The sequence below is a fragment of the Variovorax sp. Soil_C_17 genome, assembly GCF_057657265.1.
Genome location: NZ_JBDGIT010000003.1, coordinates 753,082 through 773,894, shown reverse-complemented (window position 1 = coordinate 773,894; position 20,813 = coordinate 753,082). Strand labels below are relative to the sequence as shown.

Annotated in this window: 18 protein-coding genes, 1 other RNA gene and 2 pseudogenes; 15 read left to right on the top strand and 6 right to left on the bottom strand. The window is 70.0% G+C overall.

The annotated features are described in order from the left end of the window. Positions 1–42: 42 nt before the first annotated feature. From AC3A6Y_RS18805 to AC3A6Y_RS18790, 4 genes and pseudogenes are all read left to right on the top strand, one after another. Positions 43–2,589 (top strand): annotated as a pseudogene (locus AC3A6Y_RS18805) (PD-(D/E)XK nuclease family protein); the annotation flags it as partial. 96 nt (positions 2,590–2,685) lie between these two features. Further along, positions 2,686–5,952 carry a UvrD-helicase domain-containing protein gene (locus AC3A6Y_RS18800; RefSeq protein WP_487869969.1) on the top strand — a complete coding sequence of 1,089 codons (3,267 nt, stop codon included), beginning with the start codon at positions 2,686–2,688 and terminating at the stop codon, positions 5,950–5,952. 62 nt (positions 5,953–6,014) lie between these two features. Then, the gene (locus tag AC3A6Y_RS18795) at positions 6,015–7,265 is read left to right on the top strand and encodes a TIGR03862 family flavoprotein (RefSeq protein ID WP_487869728.1); all 1,251 of its coding nucleotides are present in this window, start codon (positions 6,015–6,017) and stop codon (positions 7,263–7,265) included. 77 nt (positions 7,266–7,342) lie between these two features. Beyond that, positions 7,343–7,624, top strand: a complete 282-nt coding sequence (locus tag AC3A6Y_RS18790; RefSeq protein WP_487869727.1) for a hypothetical protein — start codon at positions 7,343–7,345, stop codon at positions 7,622–7,624. Positions 7,625–7,687: 63 nt separating this feature from the next. Here AC3A6Y_RS18790 and ffs read toward each other — a convergent pair. Both ffs and AC3A6Y_RS18780 read right to left on the bottom strand, forming a co-directional pair. Beyond that, an RNA gene (gene ffs, locus AC3A6Y_RS18785) (signal recognition particle sRNA small type) lies at positions 7,688–7,784 on the bottom strand. Positions 7,785–7,821: 37 nt separating this feature from the next. Beyond that, the gene (locus AC3A6Y_RS18780) at positions 7,822–8,943 is read right to left on the bottom strand and encodes a M12 family metallopeptidase (RefSeq protein ID WP_487869726.1); all 1,122 of its coding nucleotides are present in this window, start codon (positions 8,941–8,943) and stop codon (positions 7,822–7,824) included. A 125-nt stretch (positions 8,944–9,068) separates the two neighbouring features. Here AC3A6Y_RS18780 and dnaX point away from each other — a divergent pair, with 125 nt between their 5' ends. The 9 genes from dnaX to AC3A6Y_RS18735 all read left to right on the top strand — a co-directional run bounded on the left by dnaX (position 9,069) and on the right by AC3A6Y_RS18735 (position 15,800). Then, a complete protein-coding gene (dnaX, locus tag AC3A6Y_RS18775) occupies positions 9,069–10,886 on the top strand; it encodes a DNA polymerase III subunit gamma/tau (RefSeq protein ID WP_487869725.1) in 1,818 nt (605 codons plus the stop codon). A gap of 46 nt (positions 10,887–10,932) precedes the next feature. Beyond that, a complete protein-coding gene (locus AC3A6Y_RS18770) occupies positions 10,933–11,265 on the top strand; it encodes a YbaB/EbfC family nucleoid-associated protein (protein ID WP_012747441.1) in 333 nt (110 codons plus the stop codon). A gap of 8 nt (positions 11,266–11,273) precedes the next feature. Beyond that, positions 11,274–11,864 (top strand): recombination mediator RecR, encoded by a 591-nt coding sequence (recR, locus tag AC3A6Y_RS18765; RefSeq protein WP_487869724.1) that lies wholly within the window; start codon positions 11,274–11,276, stop codon positions 11,862–11,864. A 1-nt stretch (position 11,865) separates the two neighbouring features. Then, the gene (locus tag AC3A6Y_RS18760) at positions 11,866–12,258 is read left to right on the top strand and encodes an MAPEG family protein (RefSeq protein WP_487869723.1); all 393 of its coding nucleotides are present in this window, start codon (positions 11,866–11,868) and stop codon (positions 12,256–12,258) included. A 116-nt stretch (positions 12,259–12,374) separates the two neighbouring features. Then, entirely contained in the window at positions 12,375–13,415 is a 1,041-nt protein-coding gene (locus tag AC3A6Y_RS18755; protein ID WP_487869722.1) for an ABC transporter substrate-binding protein, read from the top strand. Positions 13,416–13,465: 50 nt separating this feature from the next. Further along, on the top strand, positions 13,466–14,350 hold the full coding sequence (locus tag AC3A6Y_RS18750; RefSeq protein WP_487869721.1) for an ABC transporter ATP-binding protein: 885 nt from the start codon (positions 13,466–13,468) through the stop codon (positions 14,348–14,350). Further along, positions 14,350–15,183: an ABC transporter permease gene (locus AC3A6Y_RS18745; protein WP_487869720.1), complete on the top strand. Its 834-nt coding sequence runs from the start codon at positions 14,350–14,352 to the stop codon at positions 15,181–15,183. The genes AC3A6Y_RS18750 and AC3A6Y_RS18745 overlap by 1 nt, the downstream gene beginning before the upstream one ends. Positions 15,184–15,271: 88 nt before the next feature. Next, positions 15,272–15,553 carry a BrnT family toxin gene (locus AC3A6Y_RS18740; RefSeq protein WP_487869719.1) on the top strand — a complete coding sequence of 94 codons (282 nt, stop codon included), beginning with the start codon at positions 15,272–15,274 and terminating at the stop codon, positions 15,551–15,553. Between the two features lie 10 nt (positions 15,554–15,563). Further along, positions 15,564–15,800 (top strand): BrnA antitoxin family protein, encoded by a 237-nt coding sequence (locus tag AC3A6Y_RS18735; RefSeq protein ID WP_487869718.1) that lies wholly within the window; start codon positions 15,564–15,566, stop codon positions 15,798–15,800. A 45-nt stretch (positions 15,801–15,845) separates the two neighbouring features. Here AC3A6Y_RS18735 and AC3A6Y_RS18730 read toward each other — a convergent pair whose 3' ends face one another. Next, on the bottom strand, positions 15,846–17,450 hold the full coding sequence (locus tag AC3A6Y_RS18730; RefSeq protein ID WP_487869717.1) for a transglycosylase SLT domain-containing protein: 1,605 nt from the start codon (positions 17,448–17,450) through the stop codon (positions 15,846–15,848). A 35-nt stretch (positions 17,451–17,485) separates the two neighbouring features. Continuing rightward, positions 17,486–17,665, bottom strand: a pseudogene (locus AC3A6Y_RS18725) (hydroxyacylglutathione hydrolase); the annotation flags it as partial. A 19-nt stretch (positions 17,666–17,684) separates the two neighbouring features. Here AC3A6Y_RS18725 and AC3A6Y_RS18720 point away from each other — a divergent pair. Both AC3A6Y_RS18720 and rnhA read left to right on the top strand, forming a co-directional pair. Further along, on the top strand, positions 17,685–18,461 hold the full coding sequence (locus AC3A6Y_RS18720; RefSeq protein ID WP_487869968.1) for a class I SAM-dependent methyltransferase: 777 nt from the start codon (positions 17,685–17,687) through the stop codon (positions 18,459–18,461). Beyond that, positions 18,458–18,907, top strand: a complete 450-nt coding sequence (gene rnhA, locus AC3A6Y_RS18715) for a ribonuclease HI (RefSeq protein WP_487869716.1) — start codon at positions 18,458–18,460, stop codon at positions 18,905–18,907. The genes AC3A6Y_RS18720 and rnhA overlap by 4 nt, the downstream gene beginning before the upstream one ends. A gap of 47 nt (positions 18,908–18,954) precedes the next feature. Here the strand turns inward: rnhA and AC3A6Y_RS18710 are convergent, their stop codons facing one another. Together AC3A6Y_RS18710 and moeA are read right to left on the bottom strand one after the other, a co-directional pair. Further along, the gene (locus tag AC3A6Y_RS18710) at positions 18,955–19,458 is read right to left on the bottom strand and encodes a Crp/Fnr family transcriptional regulator (RefSeq protein WP_487869715.1); all 504 of its coding nucleotides are present in this window, start codon (positions 19,456–19,458) and stop codon (positions 18,955–18,957) included. A gap of 32 nt (positions 19,459–19,490) precedes the next feature. Further along, entirely contained in the window at positions 19,491–20,804 is a 1,314-nt protein-coding gene (moeA, locus tag AC3A6Y_RS18705) for a molybdopterin molybdotransferase MoeA (RefSeq protein ID WP_487869714.1), read from the bottom strand. Positions 20,805–20,813 lie beyond the last annotated feature (9 nt).

Here is a 20,813-nt window from a genome sequence, read left to right as displayed (position 1 = left end):
TTGTGACAGAAACCAAGTGATGGCGTGGTCGGCGCCCACGCTATGGCCCCGATAGCCAAAGCCCTACAAATACCCCTGATGAACTCTTCCGAGCGCCATCCCGCGCATGCCCTTTGGTGCGACCCGGCCGAGGGCCTGGTCGCCCGCATCTCGCGCTTGCTCGCCGAGCGCGAACTGCACCCCGCGCGCACCGTGGTGCTGGTGCCCTACGCGCAGCTGATGCAGACAGCGCGCGCCATGTGGGCCGGCTGCGGCGCGCCGGGCTTCGCGCCGCGATTCGAGACCACGCGCAACTGGGCTCGCAGCGTGGGCGGCTTCGTCCCCGGCGTGGACGACATCGCCTTCGACATGGCGCGCGACCTGCTCACCGCGCAGTCGCTGCTGGCCCGCGCCGGCTTCGCCGCGGCCCGCGGTGCGCTGGCGGGCCGGGTGGTCGAGATTGCCCTGCAGCTCGCGCCCCTGGCAGCGGCCGAGCATCCTGACGAGCGCGCCGCCTGGGCCCAGCGGGTGCGCGAAGCCCTCGTGGCAGGCCGCGGTTCGGAATGGTTCGACACCGAGAGCGCGCTCAACGGCATCGCACTGGCCTGGGCCGCCAGCTCCGGCTATGCGACCGACGTGCTGCTCGTCGGCGCGGCGCTCGACCGGGTCGATCGACTGATCGTTCTCGAAGGCCTGCAGAGCGATCCGCTGGCCAACAAGCTCGCGGCCCTGTTCGGCGAACGTGCGCTGCGCCTGCCGCTGGCAACGCAGGCCGCCCCGGCCTGCCTGGCGGACCTGCACCCCTGCGACGACCCGGAGGACGAGGCCCAGCGCGCCGCCGCCTGCGTGCTGCGTCACCTGGCCGAGGGCCGCGCGCCGGTGGCGCTGGTGGCCACCGACCGCGCGCTGACGCGCCGTATCAGCGCCCAGCTGATGGCCCACGGCGTGCAGCCGCAGGACGAGACCGGCTGGAAGCTCTCGACCACGCGCGCGGCCGCCACGCTGATGAGTGCCTTGCGCGCCTGCGCCCACGATGCCTCCAGCGACCAGATGCTGGACTGGCTCAAGAGCGCCGCAGCCCTCGACGGACGTGCGATCCGCGCGCTGGAGGCACGCCTGCGCGAGCGTGGCATGCGCGACTGGCGCAGCTGGTGCCTCTTCGCCGCGACCAGCGACCATCCGCGCGACCAGGACCTGCTGGCCTTCACCAACCACGTCGAGACGCTGCGCGCCACGCTGGCCCGCGCCAGGCCGCTCTCCGAGTGGCTCGACGCGACGCGTGCATTGCTCGAGACCGGCGGGCAGTGGCCCTCGCTCCATCAGGACGTCGTGGGTGCCGAGGTGATCGGCGCGCTCTACCTGGATGCCGGGGACAGCGAAATCCGCGGCACGCGCTGCACCCTCTCGGAATTCACGGCCTGGGTCCGCGACGTGCTCGAGGCCGCGAGCGTGCGCCTGCCCTCCGGCGAGGAACTGCCGCGGGTGGTGGTGCTTCCGCTGCACCAACTGCTGGGCCGTGCCTTCGGCGCCGTGGTGCTGCCGGGCTGCGACGACCAGCGCCTGCCCGCATCGCCTGAGCCGCCCGGCGACTGGACACCGGCGCAGCGCCTCGCGCTCGCGCTGCCTGCGCGCGAGGCGCTGGAGCAGGCCCAGCGCGCCGCCTGGGCCATGGCCTTGCGCGCACCGCATTGCGACCTGCTGTGGCGCCGCTTCGATGCCAGCGGCGAGCCCGTGCGTCCCAGCGCCTTGCTGCAGATGCTGCAGCTGGATCACGCCACGGCCGAGGCCGCCGACCCGCGCATCCCGGTGCAGGTGGCCGCGCGGCCGACGCCACGGCCGCAGCCGCATGGCGATGCGTTGCTGCCCACGACGCTGTCCTCCACCGCCTACGAAGACCTGCGCCGCTGCCCGTACCGCTTCTTCGCAATGCGCCAGCTCGGCCTGCGCAGCAGCGACGAGCTCGACGCGGAGGTCGACAAGCGCGATTTCGGCAACTGGCTGCATGCGGTGCTCGGGCACTTCCACGAGGCACTGAAGCAGCAGCCCACCGCGGATCTCGATGCGCGGCTCGCCCTCATGGCCATCGCCGAGCAAGAGGCGACGCGCGAGTTCGGCCTGTCGCAAGCCGAGTTCCTTCCCTTCGCCGCGGCCTGGCCCGCCGTGCGCGACGGCTACCTCGCCTGGCTCGCCACCCACGAGCAGGACGAGCACGCCGTGTTCGTCGAATCAGAGCCCTGGAAAGAGCTGGCGCTGGGCAGCGTGAAGCTGGTCGGCCGGCTGGACCGCGTCGATGCGACCGCCGACGGACGCGCCTTCGTGATCGACTACAAGACCGAGTCGGTCGACAAGACCCGTGACCGCGTGAAGGACCCGACCGAGGACACCCAGCTTGCTTTCTACGCCGCCCTGTTTCCCGACGACGGCCTGCGCGCGGCCTACGTCAATGTCGGAGAGAAGGCGTCCGGCACACGCACCGTCGAGCAGACCGATGTGATCGCCGCGCGCGATGCCCTGGTGGCCGGCGTGATGGACGATCTCGCCCGCATCGGGCGCGGCGCGGCGCTGCCCGCGCTGGGCGAAGGCGCCGTGTGCGAGCACTGTTCCGCGCGCGGCCTGTGCCGCAAGGACTTCTGGGACGGCGCACCCTCACACCCCCCCACAGCTGACGTCCCCGCGGTGGCGCCAGTCGAAGCGCCGCCCCCGCCGATGCCCGCAGTGCCGCCGAAGGCCGCGGCCTACGAGCACAACGGCGCCGGCGTCTCGCGCGAGCGCTTCTACGCCGTCGCCTGCGATCCGCGCCGCTCGGTGGCGGTGGAGGCCTGCGCCGGCGCGGGCAAGACCTGGATGCTGGTCTCGCGCATCCTGCGCGCCCTGCTGGAGGAGGGCGAAAGCGCCTGCGCGCCGCACGAGATCCTGGCCATCACCTTCACCAAGAAAGCCGCCGGCGAGATGCGCGAGCGGCTCGACCAGTGGCTGGAAGTCTTCGCGGCGCAGCCCATCGAGGCGCTGGTGCCGGAGCTCGTGATGCGCGGCATGGACCGCGCGTCCGCCGAGGCCCGCGCGCCGCGGCTGCAGGGCCTCTACCGCGAGCTGCTGGCGGGCGGCCGGCCGGTCCAGTTCCGCACCTTCCACGCCTGGTTCGCCGGCCTGCTGCGCAGTGCGCCGGTCGCGGTGCTCGAGCGGCTGCGGCTGCCGGCCAACTACCAGCTGCTCGAGGACGACGCCGAGGCGCGCGCGCATGTCTGGCGCCCCTTCTTCGCGGCCGTGACGGACGACCCCGAGGCCGCAGCCGACTACCGCGCGCTGGTCGCGCACTACGGCCGCTCGCAGACCGCCAAGGCGCTGGACGAGGCGCTGACGCGGCGTGTCGAGTTCGCGCTGGCCGATGCCCATGGCGCCGTCGACGATGCCGTGGTGCCCATGGGCGAGTTCTATCCCGCCTTCGCGGGCGCCGAGACGCCCGAGGATTGGCTGCTGCACGACCCGGCCTGCCGCGCCGCCTTGCTCGCCGCGGCGCGCGCGCTGGGCCGCGCCGGTGCGCCGACCTTCTCGCAGAAGGGCGTGAAGCTGGAGCACGCCGTGGCCAAGGGCCGCATCGCCGGGGTGCTCGACGCGCTGCTCACGCTGAAGGGCGAGCCTCGCAAGTTCAGCGACAAGCTCGCCGGCATCGAAGACGTGCGCGCCGCGCAGCAGTACCTGCAGCAGTACTGCGAGGCGCAGGCCCAGCATGCCGCCTGGCTCTACCAGCAGCGCATGGCGCGGCTGACCCGCCTGCTGATCCGCTGCTTCGCCGAGGTCAAGGCGGCGCATGGGTGGGTCGACATGAACGACGTCGAACAGGCAGCGCACCTGCTGCTGGGCAACGCCGAGCTGTGGGGATGGGTGCAGGAGCGCCTCGATGCGCGCGTGCGGCATCTGCTGATCGACGAGTTCCAGGACACCAATCCGCTGCAATGGCAGGCGCTGCACGGCTGGCTGGGCAGCTATGCGGGGGCCGGCGGGCGGCGGCCGGGCGTGTTCATCGTCGGCGATCCCAAGCAGAGCATCTACCGCTTCCGGCGCGCCGAGCCGCAGGTGTTCATCGCGGCCAAGCAGTTCGTCAAGGAAGGCCTGGACGGAGACCTGCTCAACTGCGACCACACCCACCGCAACGCACAGGCCGTGGTCGGCCTGGTCAATGCGGCCATGGGCGATGCGCAGCGCGCCGGCGAGTTCAGCGGATTCCGCAACCACACCACCGAATCGCGCGCAGCGGGCCGGGTGCGCAAGCTGCCGCCGATTCCGCGAGACGCCATCGCATCGAAGGAGCAGGGCGGTGGGACCGACGAGCAAGGCTTGCTGCCGTGGCGCGACAGCCTCGTCACGCCGCGCGTGCTGCCCGAGGAAAAGCTGCTGCAGAAGGAATGCGAGCAGGCTGCGCGCTGGATCGCCGGGCGCATCGCGCAGGGCCTCGCGCCCAGCCGCATCATGGTGCTGGCACGCCGCCGCAGCCGGCTTGCGGCGCTGCAGGACGAACTGCGCAAGCTGCACATCGCGGTCCAGCAGCCCGAAAAGAACGAGCTGCACGACGCGCCCGAGGTGCAGGACATGGTGGCGCTGATCGATGCGCTGGTCTCGCCGGACCACGACCTCTCGCTGGCGCGCGCGCTGCGCTCGCCGCTCTTCGGCCTCGACGACGATGCGCTGGTCCGCCTGGCACTGCGCCGGCGCGAGCGCGGCGCGAGCTGGTTCGAGCTGCTGCAGGCGCCGGACCTGGCGCCGCCGCTCGCGGGCATCGGGCCGCGCCTGCGCCAATGGCAGCGCTGGCTGGCCGACTGGCCGCCGCACGACGCGCTCAGCGCGATCTATCACGACGCCGATGTGCTCGGCCGCTTCGCCGCCGCTGCGCCGTCGGCGCTGCGCGCCAGCGTGCTCGGCAACCTGCGCGGGCTGATGGCCGCGTCGCTCGAGCTCGACGGTGCGCGCTTTGCCACGCCCTATGCCTTCGTGCGCGCGCTGCGCCGCGGCGGCACCCGCGCGCCCACGGTTGCCGCGGCCGATGCGGTGCAGCTGCTCACCGTGCATGGCGCCAAGGGCCTGGAGGCCGACCTGGTGCTGATGCTGGACACCGACGCCTCGGCGCAGCGAGCGCAGACCATGGGCGTGCTCGTCAAGTGGCCCGGCCAGGCGCCGGCGCCCGAGCGCTTCGTGTTCGTCGCGAGCGAGAAGAGCCCGCCGGCCTGCACCACCGGCGACATGGCCGAGGAGCAGGCCGCGCGGCACCGCGAGGAGATCAATGGACTCTACGTGGCGACCACGCGTGCGCGGGGCGAGCTGGTGCTGTCGGCGGTGCCGGCCGCGCGGCCCGACGGCCGCAGCTGGTGGGCGCGCCTGGAAGCGCTCTGCGAGCCCATCGACACTGTGTCCGCCGCTGGCGCCTCCGCGGGCGGCACGTCTCAGGCGCAGGACATCTTCGGCATGCTCCAGCTGCCGGTGCCGGCCGACCTGGCGCGCACGGCTGCGCGCGTCGGGGCAAGGAGCGCCGATTCACGCGCCTCGGCCCTGGGCCAGGCCATGCACCGCCTGCTCGAGTGGGCGCAGCCCGGCGTGCCGCCGGCATCGGCCCATGTGCGGGCCGCGGGCCGCGAGTTCGGGCTGGACGCCGACACCGCCCGAGTCGCCGCCGCAATGGCCCAGCGCATCCGTGCGGGCGAGGGCGCCTGGGCCTGGGATGCCGGCGCGCTGGCCTGGCACGGCAACGAAGTCACGCTGGTCCACGGCGGCGAGGTGCTGCGCATCGATCGCCTGGTGCGGCACCGCGCGAGCGGCGTCTGGTGGGTGCTCGACTACAAGTCGGCGGCTCGTCCCGAGCGCGACGAGGCGCTGATCGCGCAGCTGAGGCGCTATCGCGAAGCCGTGCAGGAGGCCTGCCCCGGCGAGACGGTGCGGGCGGCCTTCCTGACAGGCAAGGGCGAACTGGTGAGCGTCGAATGAGCCGCCGGGCCGCTCCCAAGGCGAATGGCACCGCAGCCGAAGGCGAAGGCGAAGGCATTCCGATGAGCAATGGAAACATCAAGACGGTCGCCATCGTCGGCGGCGGCCCGGCCGGGCTGATGTCGGCCGAGGTTCTGAGCACGCAGGGCCTGGCCGTGCATCTCTACGATGCCATGCCCTCGGTCGGACGCAAGTTCCTGCTGGCGGGTCGCGGCGGTCTGAACCTCACGCATTCCGAGCCCTTCGAGCACTTCGCCGGACGCTTCGGCGCGCGCCGCGCGCAAGTCGAGCCGCTGCTGCGCGCCTTCGGGCCCGAGGCCCTGCGCGAATGGGTGCATGGGCTCGGCATCCAGACTTTCGTCGGCAGCTCGGGCCGCGTGTTTCCCGCCGACATGAAGGCAGCGCCGCTGCTGCGCGCCTGGCTGCATCGGCTGCGCGAGGCCGGGGTGCAATTCCACATGCGGCATCGGTGGCTGGGCTGGTCGGAGGCGGGTGCGCTGCGCTTCGCCACGCCGGCAGGCGAGCTGGAGGTGACGCCCGAGGCCACCGTGCTGGCACTGGGCGGCGCCAGCTGGTCGCGCCTGGGGTCCGATGGCGCCTGGGTGCCCTGGCTGGTCGCACGCGGCGTGGAGGTGGCGCCGCTGGCGCCGGCCAACTGCGGCTTCGACATCGGCTGGACGCCTTACTTCGCCGAGCGCTTCGCCGGCAAGCCCTTCAAGTCGGTCGCGGTCTTCTGCAGCGATGCGCAGGGCCGCCGCTTCGCGCGCAAGGGCGAGTTCGTCGCGACCGCGACAGGCATCGAAGGCAGCCTGGTCTACGCGGCCTCGGGCTTGCTGCGCGACGAGATCGCCTCGCAGGGAAGCGCCACCTTGTGGCTCGACCTGTTGCCCGACCGCACGCCCGAGCAGGTGCGTGCGGCCGTGCTGCATCCGCGCGGGGCGCGCTCCGTGGCCAGCCACCTGAAGAGCCGGCTCGGCCTCGAGGGCATCAAGGCCGCGGTGCTGCACGAGGTGCTCACGCGCGACGAAATGCATGTGCCGGAGAAGCTGGCCGAGACGATCAAGGCGCTGCCCCTGCGGCTGGTCGCGCCGCGGCCCATCGACGAGGCGATCAGCAGTGCCGGCGGCGTGCGCTTCGAGGCGCTCGATGCACACCTCATGAGCACGGCCCTGCCCGGTGTGTTCTGCGCCGGCGAGATGCTCGATTGGGAGGCGCCCACGGGCGGCTACCTGCTGACCGCCTCGATGGCGAGCGGCGTGGTGGCGGCACGCGGCGTGCTGCGGTGGCTGGGCCGGAGCGGTGCCGAGCCATGAAATTGCATACTTCCGGCTGAAGTGCATTTGTTTGCAGATCGGCAGACAATCGCCGGCCCTGAGGCCGCCCACCATCCATGCATCCGAACGTCGACATCAAGAAGATCCGGGAGAGGTACTTCAACTACAGCGTCAGCATCGGCACTGCCGACGAGCGTTACGTGCGCCAGGGCCTGCGATCGATCGCGGAATGCCTGCACGATGCGGCCACGGCGCTCGGCCACCATTTCCCGGTGGCGGCGATCAGCTACGAAGGGCGGGCGCTGGGCTGCTATCGGGTGGCGAGCATGGAGCACAAGACGGTGGCGCTGGCGCAAACGCTGCTGGCCAAGCTGGAGCGCTTCGAGGCGGCGACCTGAGGCAGGTCTTGCAGGCCAGCAAAAAAGCCGCGTGGGTCCACGCGGCTTTTTTGCTGATGTGAGGTTGACGAGCCTTACCCCCGGCACTGGCTACGCAGTTAGGGCTGCTTGGTTCCCCACCTGACCCGGTTGGCCACTTCACCATGCGGGGAGGCCCGTCAGCGGCGATTGTAGGCGACGCCCCCATGCCCCCCGGCTCACCAGGCCATCAGCGAGGTCTCGAGGGCCGCATCGGCGTAGTAGAGGCGCACGCCCACCAGGTAATGCCGGCCCTTTTGCAGGCGCATGCTGACGCGCGCGTTGAGGTCGGTGCCGCTGTCGTCGTTGCCCGCGATCTGCACGTTGCCCGCGGGCGTGACCTCGAACAGCACCAGCACCGTGTCGGACGTGCCGAAGGTGCCGAGCTGGTAGGTGCGCGTGCGCGGCGGCACGAACTCGAAGTTGCGGGTCTCGCCGGCCTTGAGCTTGAGCAGCTGCGACAGCCCGACCTTCAGCGTACCCACCGCCGGTGCCCGCACGCCGGGGTAGGACTCCACCACCCAGGCCTTGTCGGCATACGAAAGCCCGCCCTTGGGCACCAACCCCTCGCGGTACTGCGCGGGCGCATCGATGAGGCCGGGTTCGAAGTGGTACTCCATCACCGAGTCGGGGTCCCACGTGGTGCCCTTGACCTCCGCGGCCGGGATCTTGCGCAGGATGTTCCACTCGATCTGCGGCTCCGGCCAGTTGTTGGGCGGGCCCGAGAAGTAGTCGAGCACCGCCTGGCGGTTCCAGGTGATGCCGGCATGCGGGTTCTGGTGCTCGTGCTCCAGGCCCAGCGTGTGGCCGATCTCGTGCAGCGCGGTGTCGTTGCCGTAGTCGGTGTTGAGCGGCCAGCCGAAATTCATCGTCCGCTGCAGCGGGTCGCGCACGCCGAGCACGTCGCGGCCCACGTAGGACCAGGATCCGTCCTGCGGGTCGAAGCCGATGCGCACGATCGCATCCTCGGGCGCCTCGACACGGCGAAAGCTGATGCCGATGCCCAGCTTGGCCCAGGCCTCGAACGCCTCGTCGACCACCCCCGTGTCGGCGCTGTTGCCCTGCCAGGCGGCCGGCACCCCGTCGCCGCGCTTGTAGCAGTAGTAGCTGAGCTGCGTGCCGTTCACCCATTTCTTGCTCGCGGCAAGGATGGCAGAGGCGCGGCCGGCCGAGACGCTGTTGTCGAACTGGCGCGGCGCCTGCACGGGCTGCATGCAGTAGCGGCGCGCGCCAGTCGACTGCTGGGACTTGGCCTTGGCCGCGGGCGCGCGCGCCGCCGCCCTGGGATGCGCAGTGGGCATGTCCGTCTCCTTGGAAGACCATGCCATGCTAGGGGCGAAACAATGAAAATCCATAAGTAAAAAGGCCTATGCCGTCCCTTGGCCGGCCCTCAAGGACAACTTTGACGACAACCTAAAATGCGCCGATGGCCTATCTCGTTCTCGCTCGCAAACACCGCCCCAGGACTTTCAGCGAGATGGTCGGCCAGGAACACGTCGTGCAGGCGCTCGAAAACGCGCTGACCTCCCAGCGGCTGCACCACGCCTACCTCTTCACCGGCACCCGCGGCGTCGGCAAGACCACCGTCTCGCGCATCCTGGCCAAGTCGCTCAATTGCCAGGGGCCCGACGGGCAGGGCGGCATTACCGCCGCGCCCTGCGGCGTCTGCCAGGCCTGCAAGGACATCGACTCGGGCCGCTTCGTCGACTACACCGAACTGGACGCGGCCTCGAACCGCGGCGTCGACGAGGTGCAGGCGCTGCTGGAGCAGGCGGTCTACAAGCCGGTGCAGGGCCGCTTCAAGGTCTTCATGATCGACGAGGTGCACATGCTCACCGGGCATGCCTTCAACGCGATGCTGAAGACGCTGGAGGAGCCGCCGGAATACCTCAAGTTCGTGCTGGCCACCACCGATCCGCAGAAGGTGCCCGTCACGGTGCTGTCGCGCTGCCTGCAGTTCAACCTGCGGCCGATGGCGCCCGAGACCGTGCTGGAGCACCTCACGCGCGTGCTGCAGACCGAAACCGTGCCGGCCGAGCCGCATGCGCTGCGCCTGATCGCGCGCGCCGCCCGCGGCTCCATGCGCGATGCGTTGTCGCTGACCGACCAGGCCATCGCCTTCGGCAACGGCGAGCTGACCGAAGGCGGCGTGCGCCAGATGCTGGGGAGCGTCGACCGCGGCCATGTGTTCCGCCTGATCGAGGCGCTGGCGCAGGGCGACGGCCGGACGGTGGTCGAGACCGCCGAGGGCCTGCGCCGCGACGGCCTGTCGGCTGCCTCCACGCTCGAGGAAATGACGGCCGTGCTGCAAGCCATGGCCGTGCTGCAGGCCGTGCCTTCGCGCGCCGAGGCCGCCGATGCGGGCGACCCCGATGCGGCCGAGACCGCGCGCCTCGCTGCCGCGATGCCGGCCGACGAGACGCAGCTGCTCTACAGCCTGTGCCTGCACGGCCGCGGCGAGCTGGGCCTGGCGCCGGACGAGTACGCCGCGCTCACCATGGTGCTGTTGCGCCTGCTGGCCTTCAAGCCTGCGGCTGCGGCCGGCGCGGAAAAAAAAACTCTGAATGAAGCCTCCGCGGGCGCGCCCGAGCGCCCGCAGGCCGCCCGGGCCCCGGTTGCCGCCCCACGACCTGCCGGCGTTGCAGAGACAACGCCCATCCCGTCGCCACCTGGCGCAGCAAGCGCCGCGCCCCCCGGCCACCGCCTGCCGGTGCGCGAGGAGGGCCGCTTCGCCGACGCGCCGCCCGCGCCCGAAGCCGCCCCGGCGGCAGCCCAGGTGCTGGCCATGCAGGTGCGCGTGCAGCCCCCGCCCGGCGCCCGCGACCTCGCGCGCGAAAACGTCCCGGGTCCGATCGAGCCCAGCGAGGAGGGCGACTTCTGGTATGCCACCGTCACGCAGCTGGTGGCGGCCGAGGCGATCGCCGCCCTGGCGCGCGAGCTGGCGCTCCAATCGCAGCTGGTGGCGCGCGACGTGGACCAGTGGCTGCTGCGCGTCGAGCGCGAGTCGCTCAACCAGGCGGGCAGCCGCGACAAGCTGCAGGGGGCCTTGGCGACGCTGGGCCATGACGTGAAGCTCGCCATCGAGATCGGCACCGTGGCCGACAGCCCGGCGCGCCGCAACAAGCAGGCGGCCGATGCGCGGCAGCGCGAGGCCGAGGAAGCGATCCGCAACGACCCCGAAGTGCAGTCCATGATGCGCGACTGGGACGCCCGGATCGTGCCGGGCACGCTGCGGCCCGCCTGATCCGGCTTATCCTTCTTTCATCCATTCAACGACCACAGGACCAACGATGTTCAACAAAGGACAACTGGCCGGCCTCATGAAACAGGCGCAGGCAATGCAGGACAACCTCAAGAAGGCGCAGGAAGAGCTGGCCACCATCGAGGTCGAGGGCGAGTCGGGCGCCGGCCTGGTGAAGGTGGTGATGACCTGCAAGCACGACGTCAAGCGCATCACCATCGACCCCAGCCTCCTGGCCGACGACAAGGACATGCTGGAAGACCTGGTGGCCGCCGCCTTCAACGCCGCGGTGCGCAAGGCCGAGGAAACCAGCGAGCAGAAGATGGGCAAGCTGACCGCCGGCATGCCCGGCCTGCCGCCCGGCATGAAGCTCCCCTTCTAAGCGTCCGCATGGCGGATTCCAGCGCGCTCGAGGGCTTGATCGAGGCCTTGCGCCGCTTGCCCGGCGTCGGCGTCAAGTCGGCCTCGCGCATGGCCTTCCACCTGCTGCAGCACGACCGCGAGGCCATGCAGCGGATGGCGCGCGCATTGCAGGAAGCCGCCGCGCAGGTGCGGCATTGCGAGCGCTGCAACACCTTCACCGAGGCGCCGGTGTGCAGCGTGTGCCTCGATGCACGCCGCGACGCCACCAAGCTGTGCGTGGTCGAGACCCCGGCCGACCAGGCGGCCCTGGAGCGCACCGCCGCCTTCCGCGGCTACTACTTCGTGCTGATGGGCAAGCTGAGCCCGCTCGACGGTATCGGCCCCAAGGACATCGGGCTCGCGAAGCTGTTCGATCGCGCGCTCGACGGCACGGTGAGCGAGGTGATCCTCGCCACGAACTTCACCGCCGAGGGCGAGGCCACGGCGCACGTGATCGGCGAGGCGCTGCGGCAGCGCGGGCTCACCGTGACGCGGCTCGCGCGCGGCGTGCCGGCCGGCAGCGAGCTCGAGTACGTGGACCTCGGCACCATCGCGCACGCGCTGGTCGATCGACGCTGAGATGCGCCTGCCCTCGTTGACGCTGGCCTACTGGTGCGTGCTGGCCGCGGCGCTCCTGCCTTACCTCGCGGCGTACATCGCGAAGATCGGCAACTTCAGGCTGCGCGACAACCAGGCGCCGCGCGACTGGATGGGGCGCCAGGCCGGCTGGCGCGCGCGAGCGCTCGCCGCACAGAACAACAGCTTCGAGGGCCTTCCCTTCTTCATCGGCGCGGTGGTCATCGCGCATCAGCTCGGCGCGGCACAGGCGCGGCTCGACATGCTGGCCGCGGCCTACGTGCTGCTGCGCATCGTCTACATCGCGCTCTACATTCGCGGCTTCGGCAGCGCGCGCAGCACGGTCTGGGCGCTCGCGTTCGCAGTCAACATCGCGATCCTTTTCGCCGGCCGCTAGAGGCCTTCATGTTTACGTGGAAACCCGCACGGGATGTTCCCGATGCAGGCAGATGGTGCGCGCCCCTAAGCTCGATTCGAACAACGATCCCAGAGAGAGCCCCAGGGCCACCAAGCATGCTCCACCGCCGTAGCTTCACCGTCGCCGCGACCCTGGGTGCAGCCGCTTCCATCGCGGCGCCGCTGTGGGTGCGTGCGCAGGCCAAGCTCGAAAAGCCGAAGATCTCCATCGCGGTCGGCGGCAAGGCGGCCTTCTACTACCTGCCGCTCACCATCTCCGAGCAGCTGGGCTACTTCAAGGCCGAGGGGCTGGATGTCGAGATCTCCGACTTCGCCGGCGGCGCGCGTGCGCTGCAGGCCGTGGTGGGCGGCTCGGCCGACGTGTGCTCGGGCGCCTACGAGCACACCATCAACCTGCAGGCCAAGAACCAGGTCTTCCAGGCGTTCGTGCTGCAGGGCCGCGCACCGCAGATCGCCATCGGGGTGTCGACCAAGAACATGGCGGGCTACACCGGAATCGCCGATCTCAAGGGCAAGAAGATCGGTGTGTCGGCGCCGGGCTCGTCGACCAACATGGTGGCCAACCTGGTGCTCTCGCGCGGCGGCCTCAAGGCCAGCGACGTGAGCTTCATCGGCGTGGGCGTGGCCGCCGGCGCGCTGACGGCGCTGCGCTCCGGCCAGATCGACGCCATCAGCAACACCGACCCGGTGATGACCATGCTCGAGCAGAAGGGCGACGTGAAGATCATCAGCGACACGCGCACGCTGAAAGGAACGCAGGAGGTGTTCGGCGGCCCGATGCCGGCGGCCTGCCTCTATGCGCCGGCGGAATTCGTCCAGAAGCATCCCAACACCTGCCAGGCACTGGCCAACGCGATCGTGCATGCCCTCAAGTGGCTGCAGACCGCCGGTCCGGGCGACATCATCAAGACCGTGCCCGAGACCTACCTGCTCGGCGACCGCGCGCTGTACCTGGCCTCCTTCGACAAGGTGCGCGAGGCGATCGCGACCGACGGCATCGTGCCGCCCGAGGGCCCGAAAACCGCGCTGGCCGCCATCGCGAGCTTCGACCCGACGGTGAAGGCCGACAAGATCGACCTGGCCAAGACCTATACGAACGACTTCGCGCGCCGTGCGAAGGAGCGCTTCAAAGCTTGAGTTGCCCGTTTTCGCGACCCGGCTCCGGCCGGGTTTTTTTTCTTTCGTCCATGCCCGCCGAACCCGACCACGCGCTCGAACTGCTCGACATCAGCTGCACCTTCCGCTCCAAGGACGAGCGCGGCCAGCGCTACACCGCCGTGGCCGGTACCTCGCTGCGGGTGCGCGCTGGCGAGTTCGTCTCGGTGGTCGGGCCCACGGGCTGCGGCAAGTCGACCCTGCTCAACGTCGGCGCCGGCCTGCTGGAGCCTTCCTCGGGCACGGTGAAAGTCTTCGGCCAGCCGCTTTCGGGGATCAACACGCGCGCAGGCTACATGTTCCAGACCGAGGCGCTGATGCCCTGGCGCAGCGCGCTCGCCAACGTGATGCTGGGGCTGCAGTACCGCGGCACGCCCGACGAGGAGGCGAGGGTGCTGGCGGAACAATGGCTGGCGCGCGTGGGGCTGGCGGGCTTCGGCGACCGCTACCCGCACGAGCTCTCGGGCGGCATGCGCAAGCGCACCGCGCTGGCCCAGGTGCTGGCGCTGGACCCGGACATCATCCTCATGGACGAGCCCTTCAGCGCGCTCGATGTGCAGACGCGGCAGCTGATGGAGAACGAAGTGCTGGAACTGTGGGCCGCCCCGAGCACCGGGCGCCGGGCCGCCGCAGGGCCGGTGCGCAACGCGCCCGGGGGCCAACAGGGACGAAAAGCGGTGCTGTTCATCACGCATGACCTCGACGAGGCCATCGCGATGAGCGACCGCGTGGTGGTGCTCTCGGCCGGCCCGGGCACGCATCCGATCGGCGAGTTCGCCATCGACCTTGCGCGTCCGCGCGACGTGGCCGAGGTGCGCACGCATCCGCGCTTCGTCGAGCTGCATTCGCAAATCTGGAACGTGCTGCGCGACGAGGTGCTGAAGGGCTATGCGCAGCAGCTGAAGAAGGCCGCCTGATGACGCTGCGGCCGAACGAGGGCAACGCCCGCGGCTGGCAGCTCGCGCTCCTGGTCGTGCTGCTGGTGCTGTGGCACTTGGTGTCGCGCGACTCGCAGGTTGCCTTCTTCCTGGGCGAGCCGATCAAGGTGGCGGGCCGGATCTGGAGCTGGTTCCTGCCCATCGCCATCGGGCCCAGCGTGCTCTTTCCCGATGGCCTGGCGGGCCGAGCCGACATCTATCTGCACCTGGGCGTCACCCTGCTCGAGACCGTGCTGGCGTTCGGCATCGGCACCCTGCTGGGCCTGGCCTGCGGGCTCTGGCTGGCGCTGGCTCCGACTGCCAGCCTGATCCTCGATCCCTACATCAAGGCCGCGAACTCGATGCCGCGCGTGATCCTGGCGCCCATCTTCGCGCTGTGGTTCGGCCTGGGCATCTGGAGCAAGGTGGCGCTGGCGGTCACGCTGGTGTTCTTCATCGTGTTCTTCAACGTCTACCAGGGCGTGCGCGAGGTGAGCCCGGTGGTCCTGGCCAATGCGCGCATGCTCGGCGCCAGCCGGCGGCAATTGCTGCGCACGGTCTACCTGCCGAGCGCGACGAGCTGGGTGTTCTCCAGCCTTCACACCTCGGTGGGGCTGGCCTTCGTCGGCGCCGTGGTCGGCGAGTACCTGGGCTCGGCGCGCGGCGTGGGCTACCTGATCCTGCAGGCCGAAGGCACTTTCGACGTCAACACCGTGTTCGCCGGCATCGCGGTGCTCACCGCCTTCGCGCTGGTGCTGGACGGACTGGTGGGCCTCATCGAGCGGCGGCTCATGAAATGGCAGCCGAAGAGCGGCGAGACGGAGAAGCTCTGAGCGGTTCGTGCCTTCTTCGCCGCCATGAGGGCCGTGTGACATCTCCGCGTTCGGTGCGGCGCAACTACAACGTAGTTACACTCACCGGATGAGCGCACTTCGGTTCGAGTGGGATGATCGGAAGGCAGCAGCCAACGAGAAGAAGCACAATGTTTCATTCGAAGAGGCTCGCACTGTCTTCTTTGATGAACGTGCGCTGTTGATCGATGATCCGGACCACTCCGAGGACGAAGAACGTTTCATCCTCCTGGGCCTGAGCAGCACGCTTCGGCTGCTTGTGGTCTGCCACTGCTATCGAAGCGACGGCAACCTCATTCGAATCATCTCGGCACGCAGGGCAACAACCCGTGAGTCGAAGTCTTACCCGTAACAGGTGCAGCATGCGCAAGGAATACGACTTCTCCAAGTCCCGAAAGAATCCGTACGCTTCCCAGCTGAAGAAGCAAATCACCATCCGGCTGGACGAAGACGCAATTGCGTACTTCAAGGGCATATCCGAGGAGGTAGGCATCCCCTACCAGAGCCTCATCAATCTCTACCTGCGCGACTGCGCGGCGTCGCACAGGAAGCTCAGTTTGACCTGGAAAAGGGCAGCTGCAAGCGGGGCGGGTGGCTAACCCTCACATCGAGCTGATGTTTCACAAGCGAGCTGCTTCGGGGTCTCAGCGCTTCTTCTTGGACGGCGTGCCGCCGCGCTTTTCACGCGCGATCTTGCCCGAGGAACCCGACCTGGCGACCGGCGTGTTCCTGGCGGTGCTGGTCTTGACGACGCCGCCGCCGCGCTTGCTGGTCACGACGACCGTGCTGTCGAGACGTCCGCGCGAGCCGCGGCCGACGCGCTCGGCGCCTGCGGCCCGCACCGGCAGGTAGACCACCACCTGCCCGCCGCGCTGGAACACATGGCCGGTCTTCACGTCGTTCCACTCGGCGACGCTGGCGGGGCTGAGCCTGTAGCGGCGCGCGATGCTCGCCACGTTGTCGTTGCGACCCGCTTTGACCACGGTGCGGCGGGTGACGATCTCGGGCTGGAAGCTCAAGTGGCCGGTGTCGGCGACGGTGGCCTGCACGTCCTCCTGCACGCGCGCGCCGCGCGGCACGATCAGCGTCGAGCCGGCCTTGATCATCATGCGCGGGGGCACGCTGTTGATGGCGCGCAGGTCGGACTCGCTCATGCCCGAGCGCTGGGCGGCGTCGGCCACGGTCATGGTGTGGGGCACGGTCCAGGCGGTCCAGCTCGCGTACTGGCCCTGGCTGTAGGCCTCGAAGTTGCGCTGGAACACGGCAGCGTTGTCCCAGGGCAGCAGGATCTCGGGCGTGCCCGCGGCCAGCAGCACCGGCTTGTGGGCCGAGGGGTTGAGGGCGCGGAAGTCCTCGATCTTCACATCCGCCAGCTTGGCTGCCAGGGCGACGTCGAGGTCGCGCTTGAGCGTGACGGTCTGGAAGTAGGGGTGGTTGGCGATGACCGGCAGGTCGGCGTTGAAGCGCTCCGGGTTGGCGACGATGTTCTTCACCGCCTGCAGCTTGGGCACGTAGTAGCGGGTCTCGGCCGGCATGTTGAGGTCGGTGTAGCCGGTGGGCAGTCCGGCGCGCTGGTTCCGGGCGATGGCGCGGCTCACGCTGCCTTCGCCCCAGTTGTAGGCGGCCAGCGCCAGGTGCCAGTCGCCGAACATGCCGTAGAGCTTCTGCAGGTAGTCGAGCGCGGCGCGGGTCGAGGCGACGACGTCGCGGCGGTCATCGCGAAAGATGTTCTGCTTGAGGTCGAAATCGGTGCCGGTGGCGGGCATGAACTGCCACATGCCCGCGGCCTTGGCGCTGGAGACGGCCTGCGGGTTGAAGGCGCTTTCGATGTAAGGCAGCAGCGCCAGCTCGGTGGGCATGTCGCGGCGCTCGAGCTCTTCGACGATATGAAAGATGTAGCGGCTCGAGCGCTCGGTCATGCGCTGCATGTAGTCGGGCCGGCTCGCATACCACTGCTCGCGGTCGCGCACCAGCTCGGTGTCGAGGTTTGGCATCTTGAAGCCGCGGCGGATGCGGTCCCACATGTCGACCGGCGGGGCGAGCGTCACGACGGAGCGCGAGCGGGTGGTGCCGGAGGTGATCGGGGTCAGCGCGCCGCCGGGATAGACCGGTGCCGCGGCGCTGCTCGATGCGGTGGAAGCGGCGTCGGGGGCGGTCGAAGAGGATGAAGAGGAGCCCGTGCCGGTGGTGCTCGCGCAGCCGGCGAGCAGCAGCGAGCCGGCAAGGCAGGCAGCAAGGATGAATTTCATCGGAAGTTGTTTTTCCATTGGCGCGGTGCAGCGCCGTGATCGGCATCATGGTGCGGAGGGACAGACCCTAGAATCGCGGCGAACTGCAGATTGCCGCAAGCGGGTGCATCGAAGACCGGCGCGGCATCTCCGGGATCGACCACGAACGCGTTGCGTCCATCCTGCAGCATCCAGATGTAGTTGTCGGCGAAGGCGGGCAGGGGGACGAGCTTCATGAGCGGTCAAATTATAGGTTTGCACGAGTGGTTCCAGACCCCTCCCGGCCGCTACCTGCTGGCCTGGGAGCAGTCACGCTTCGACCAGGCGGTGGCGGACGTCTTCGGTTATCACGCATTGCAACTCGGCCTGGCCGAGGTGGAGGGGCTGCGCGCCAACCGCATGCCGCACCGCTGGCTGGCGGTGAACGATCCCGACCTGGCCGCGAGGAGCGCACTGGTCACCGACTTCACCGCGCTGCCTTTTTCGGCCAACAGCCTCGACCTGGTGGTACTGCCTCATGCGCTGGAACTCAGCCACGACCCGCACGGCACGCTGCGCGAGGTCGAGCGCGTGCTGGTGCCGGAGGGCCGCGTGGTCATCTGCGGGCTCAATCCGACCAGCCTGTGGGGCATGCGACAGTGGCGTGCGCATCTTTATCAACGGCTCGGCTTCGGCGAGCTCTTCCTGCCCGACTCCGGCGACTTCATCGGCTACCGGCGCATGCGCGACTGGCTGCGGCTCCTGAGCTTCGAGGTCGAGTCGGGCGACTTCGGCATCTACCGGCCGGCGGTGCGCAGCGAAGCCTGGCTCGAGCGCTGCCGCTGGTTCGACACCCTGGGGGAGCGCTGGTGGCCGATCTTCGGCGCGGTCTACTTCCTGGTCGCGGTCAAGCGCGTGCGCGGCATGCGGCTGCTGTCGGCCGATTGGCGCCGGGCGGCGCAGCGCGCGAGCGCGCCGGTGCCGATCGCCGGCCGGGTGCACCGCGGCCACCACCATCACCGACCACGACAGCGACAAGGAAACGGTTCTTGAACGAAGTACAGATCTACACCGACGGTGCCTGCAAAGGCAACCCGGGCCCGGGCGGCTGGGGTGCCTGGCTCAAGTCGGGCGCTACCGAGAAGGAGATTTTCGGCGGCGAGCTCAACACCACCAACAACCGCATGGAGCTGAAGGCGGTGATCGAGGGCCTGGCTGCGCTCAAGCGGCCCTGCAAGGTGATCCTCTACCTGGACAGCCAGTACGTGCGCATGGGCATCACCGAATGGATCCGCGGCTGGAAGGCCAAGGGCTGGCTGACCTCGACCAAGCAGCCGGTGAAGAACGTGGAGCTGTGGAAGGAACTGGACAAGCTGGTGTCCGAAGGCGGCCACCAGATCGAATGGCGCTGGGTCAGGGGCCACTCGGGCGACGTGGGCAACGAGCGCGCCGACATGCTGGCCAACAAGGGCGTGGAGCGGGCGCTGGGGCGGCTCTAGGCGTCTGCGCGGCGGAAACCCGACGTTTTTTTCCGCCGCGCAGGCGCCTAGAGTGCGGCCGGCCGGGTGACGAGGCGCTCCGGCGCCTCCAGCGCCTCACCCATGCGGGCGCGGAACAGCAGCTCGTCGGTGTGGCGCAGGCGGCGGCTGATCTCGCGGCCGATGTTCATCTGGATCAGCGCGAACTGCGCGGGATCGCGCTCGAACAGGCGCAGCAGGTTGTCGGACGTGATCCTGATGGCGCGGCAGTCCTCTTCGGCGCGAATCGAAGCGCTGCGCGGAAAGAGGTCCAGCAGCGACATCTCGCCGAAGCAGTCGCCCGGCCCGAGCCGGCGCAGCAGCAGGCGCTGGTCTTCCCAGCTCTTCGACACGGTCACGCAGCCGCGTTCGAGCACGTACATGCCGTCGGCCATGTCGCCCTCGCGGCAGAAGTAGTCGCCGGCGGCGACCTCGATCACCGGCGCGGGCTCGAGCAGGAACTCGATGGTCGCGGCATCGATCGCGCCGAAGATCGGCATCTGCTGCATCAACTCGATTCTGGCTGCGAGCATGCGCGTCTCCTGCGCCGGCCGAGGTCGCGATCCTAGATCACGCCATCGAACATCATCACGTCGACCAGGTCGCCCGCCGCCACGTTGCCCTGGGCGTGGTGCAGCACGACCAGGCCATTGGCTTCCACCATCGAGCTGAGCACGCCGGAGCCCTGGTTGCCGGCGATGCGCACATCGGGCAGCGCGCCCGGCACAGGCTCGACGCGGCCGCGCTGGTATTCGGTGCGGCCCGGCTTCTTGCGGATCGCATCGACGCTCCTGGCCCGCAGCAGTGGCGGCGGCGTGCAGCCCTGTTCGTGGCAGCCCATCATGCGCAGCAGTGCCGGCCGCACGAAGGCGAGGAAGGTGACCATCACCGCCACCGGGTTGCCGGGCAGGCCGAAGAGCACGGCGTTGCCGCCGGCCTCGCGCGGCTTGGGGATGAGGCCCACCGCCATCGGCCGGCCGGGGCGCATCGCCACCCGCCAGAAGGCCATGTCGCCCTGCTGCTGCATCACGGCGCGGGTGTGGTCGGCTTCGCCCACGCTGACGCCGCCGCTGGTGATGATGGCGTCGGCCTCGGTGGCGGCGCGGCGCAGCGTGTCGGCCAGCGCCGCCGGGTCGTCGCGCACCAGGCCCAGGTCGATCACCTCGCAGCCGAGGCGGGTGAGCAGGCCGAACACGGTGTAGCGGTTGCTGTCGTAGACCGCGCCTTCGCGCGGCAGCTCGCCCAGGCTCAGGATCTCGTCGCCGGTGGAAAAGTAGGCCACGCGCAGCCGGCGCAGCACCGGCACCACGGGCAGGCCGAGGCTGGCCACCATGCCCAGCGCGGCGGGCGAGAGGCGCTCGCCCCGCAGCAGGGCAGGCTGGCCCTGCTGCAGGTCCTCGCCGGCCAGGCGGCGGTTGTCGCCGCGCCGCAGCGCCTTGGCCGGAAAGCGCACCTGCTCGCCCTCCACGAAGCAGAACTCCTGCGGAACCACGGTGTCGAGGCCGGCCGGCATCACGGCGCCGGTCATGATCTTCACCGCGTCGCCCGGCGCCAGCGTGCCGCGCCAGGCCGCGCCGGCGAGCGCGGTGCCGGCCACGCGCAGGCTCACCGACGCGTCGCTGGCGGCGTCGGCGGGCAGCAGGGCGCCGTCGAAGGCGAAGCCGTCCATGGCCGAGTTGTCGTGCGGCGGCACGCTCACGGGCGAGACGATGTCCTCGGCCAGCACGCGGCCCAGCGCGTCGCGCAGCGCGATGCGCTCGGTCTGCGGGACGACGGCGGACCGTGCAAGGCGCGCCAGAAAGTCCTGCACGGCTTCGACGCCGAGGGCCTTGGGGTCGTAGCCGGCCAATTCGGCGGCGATCTCGGCAATGCGGCTCATGAGGGAAGC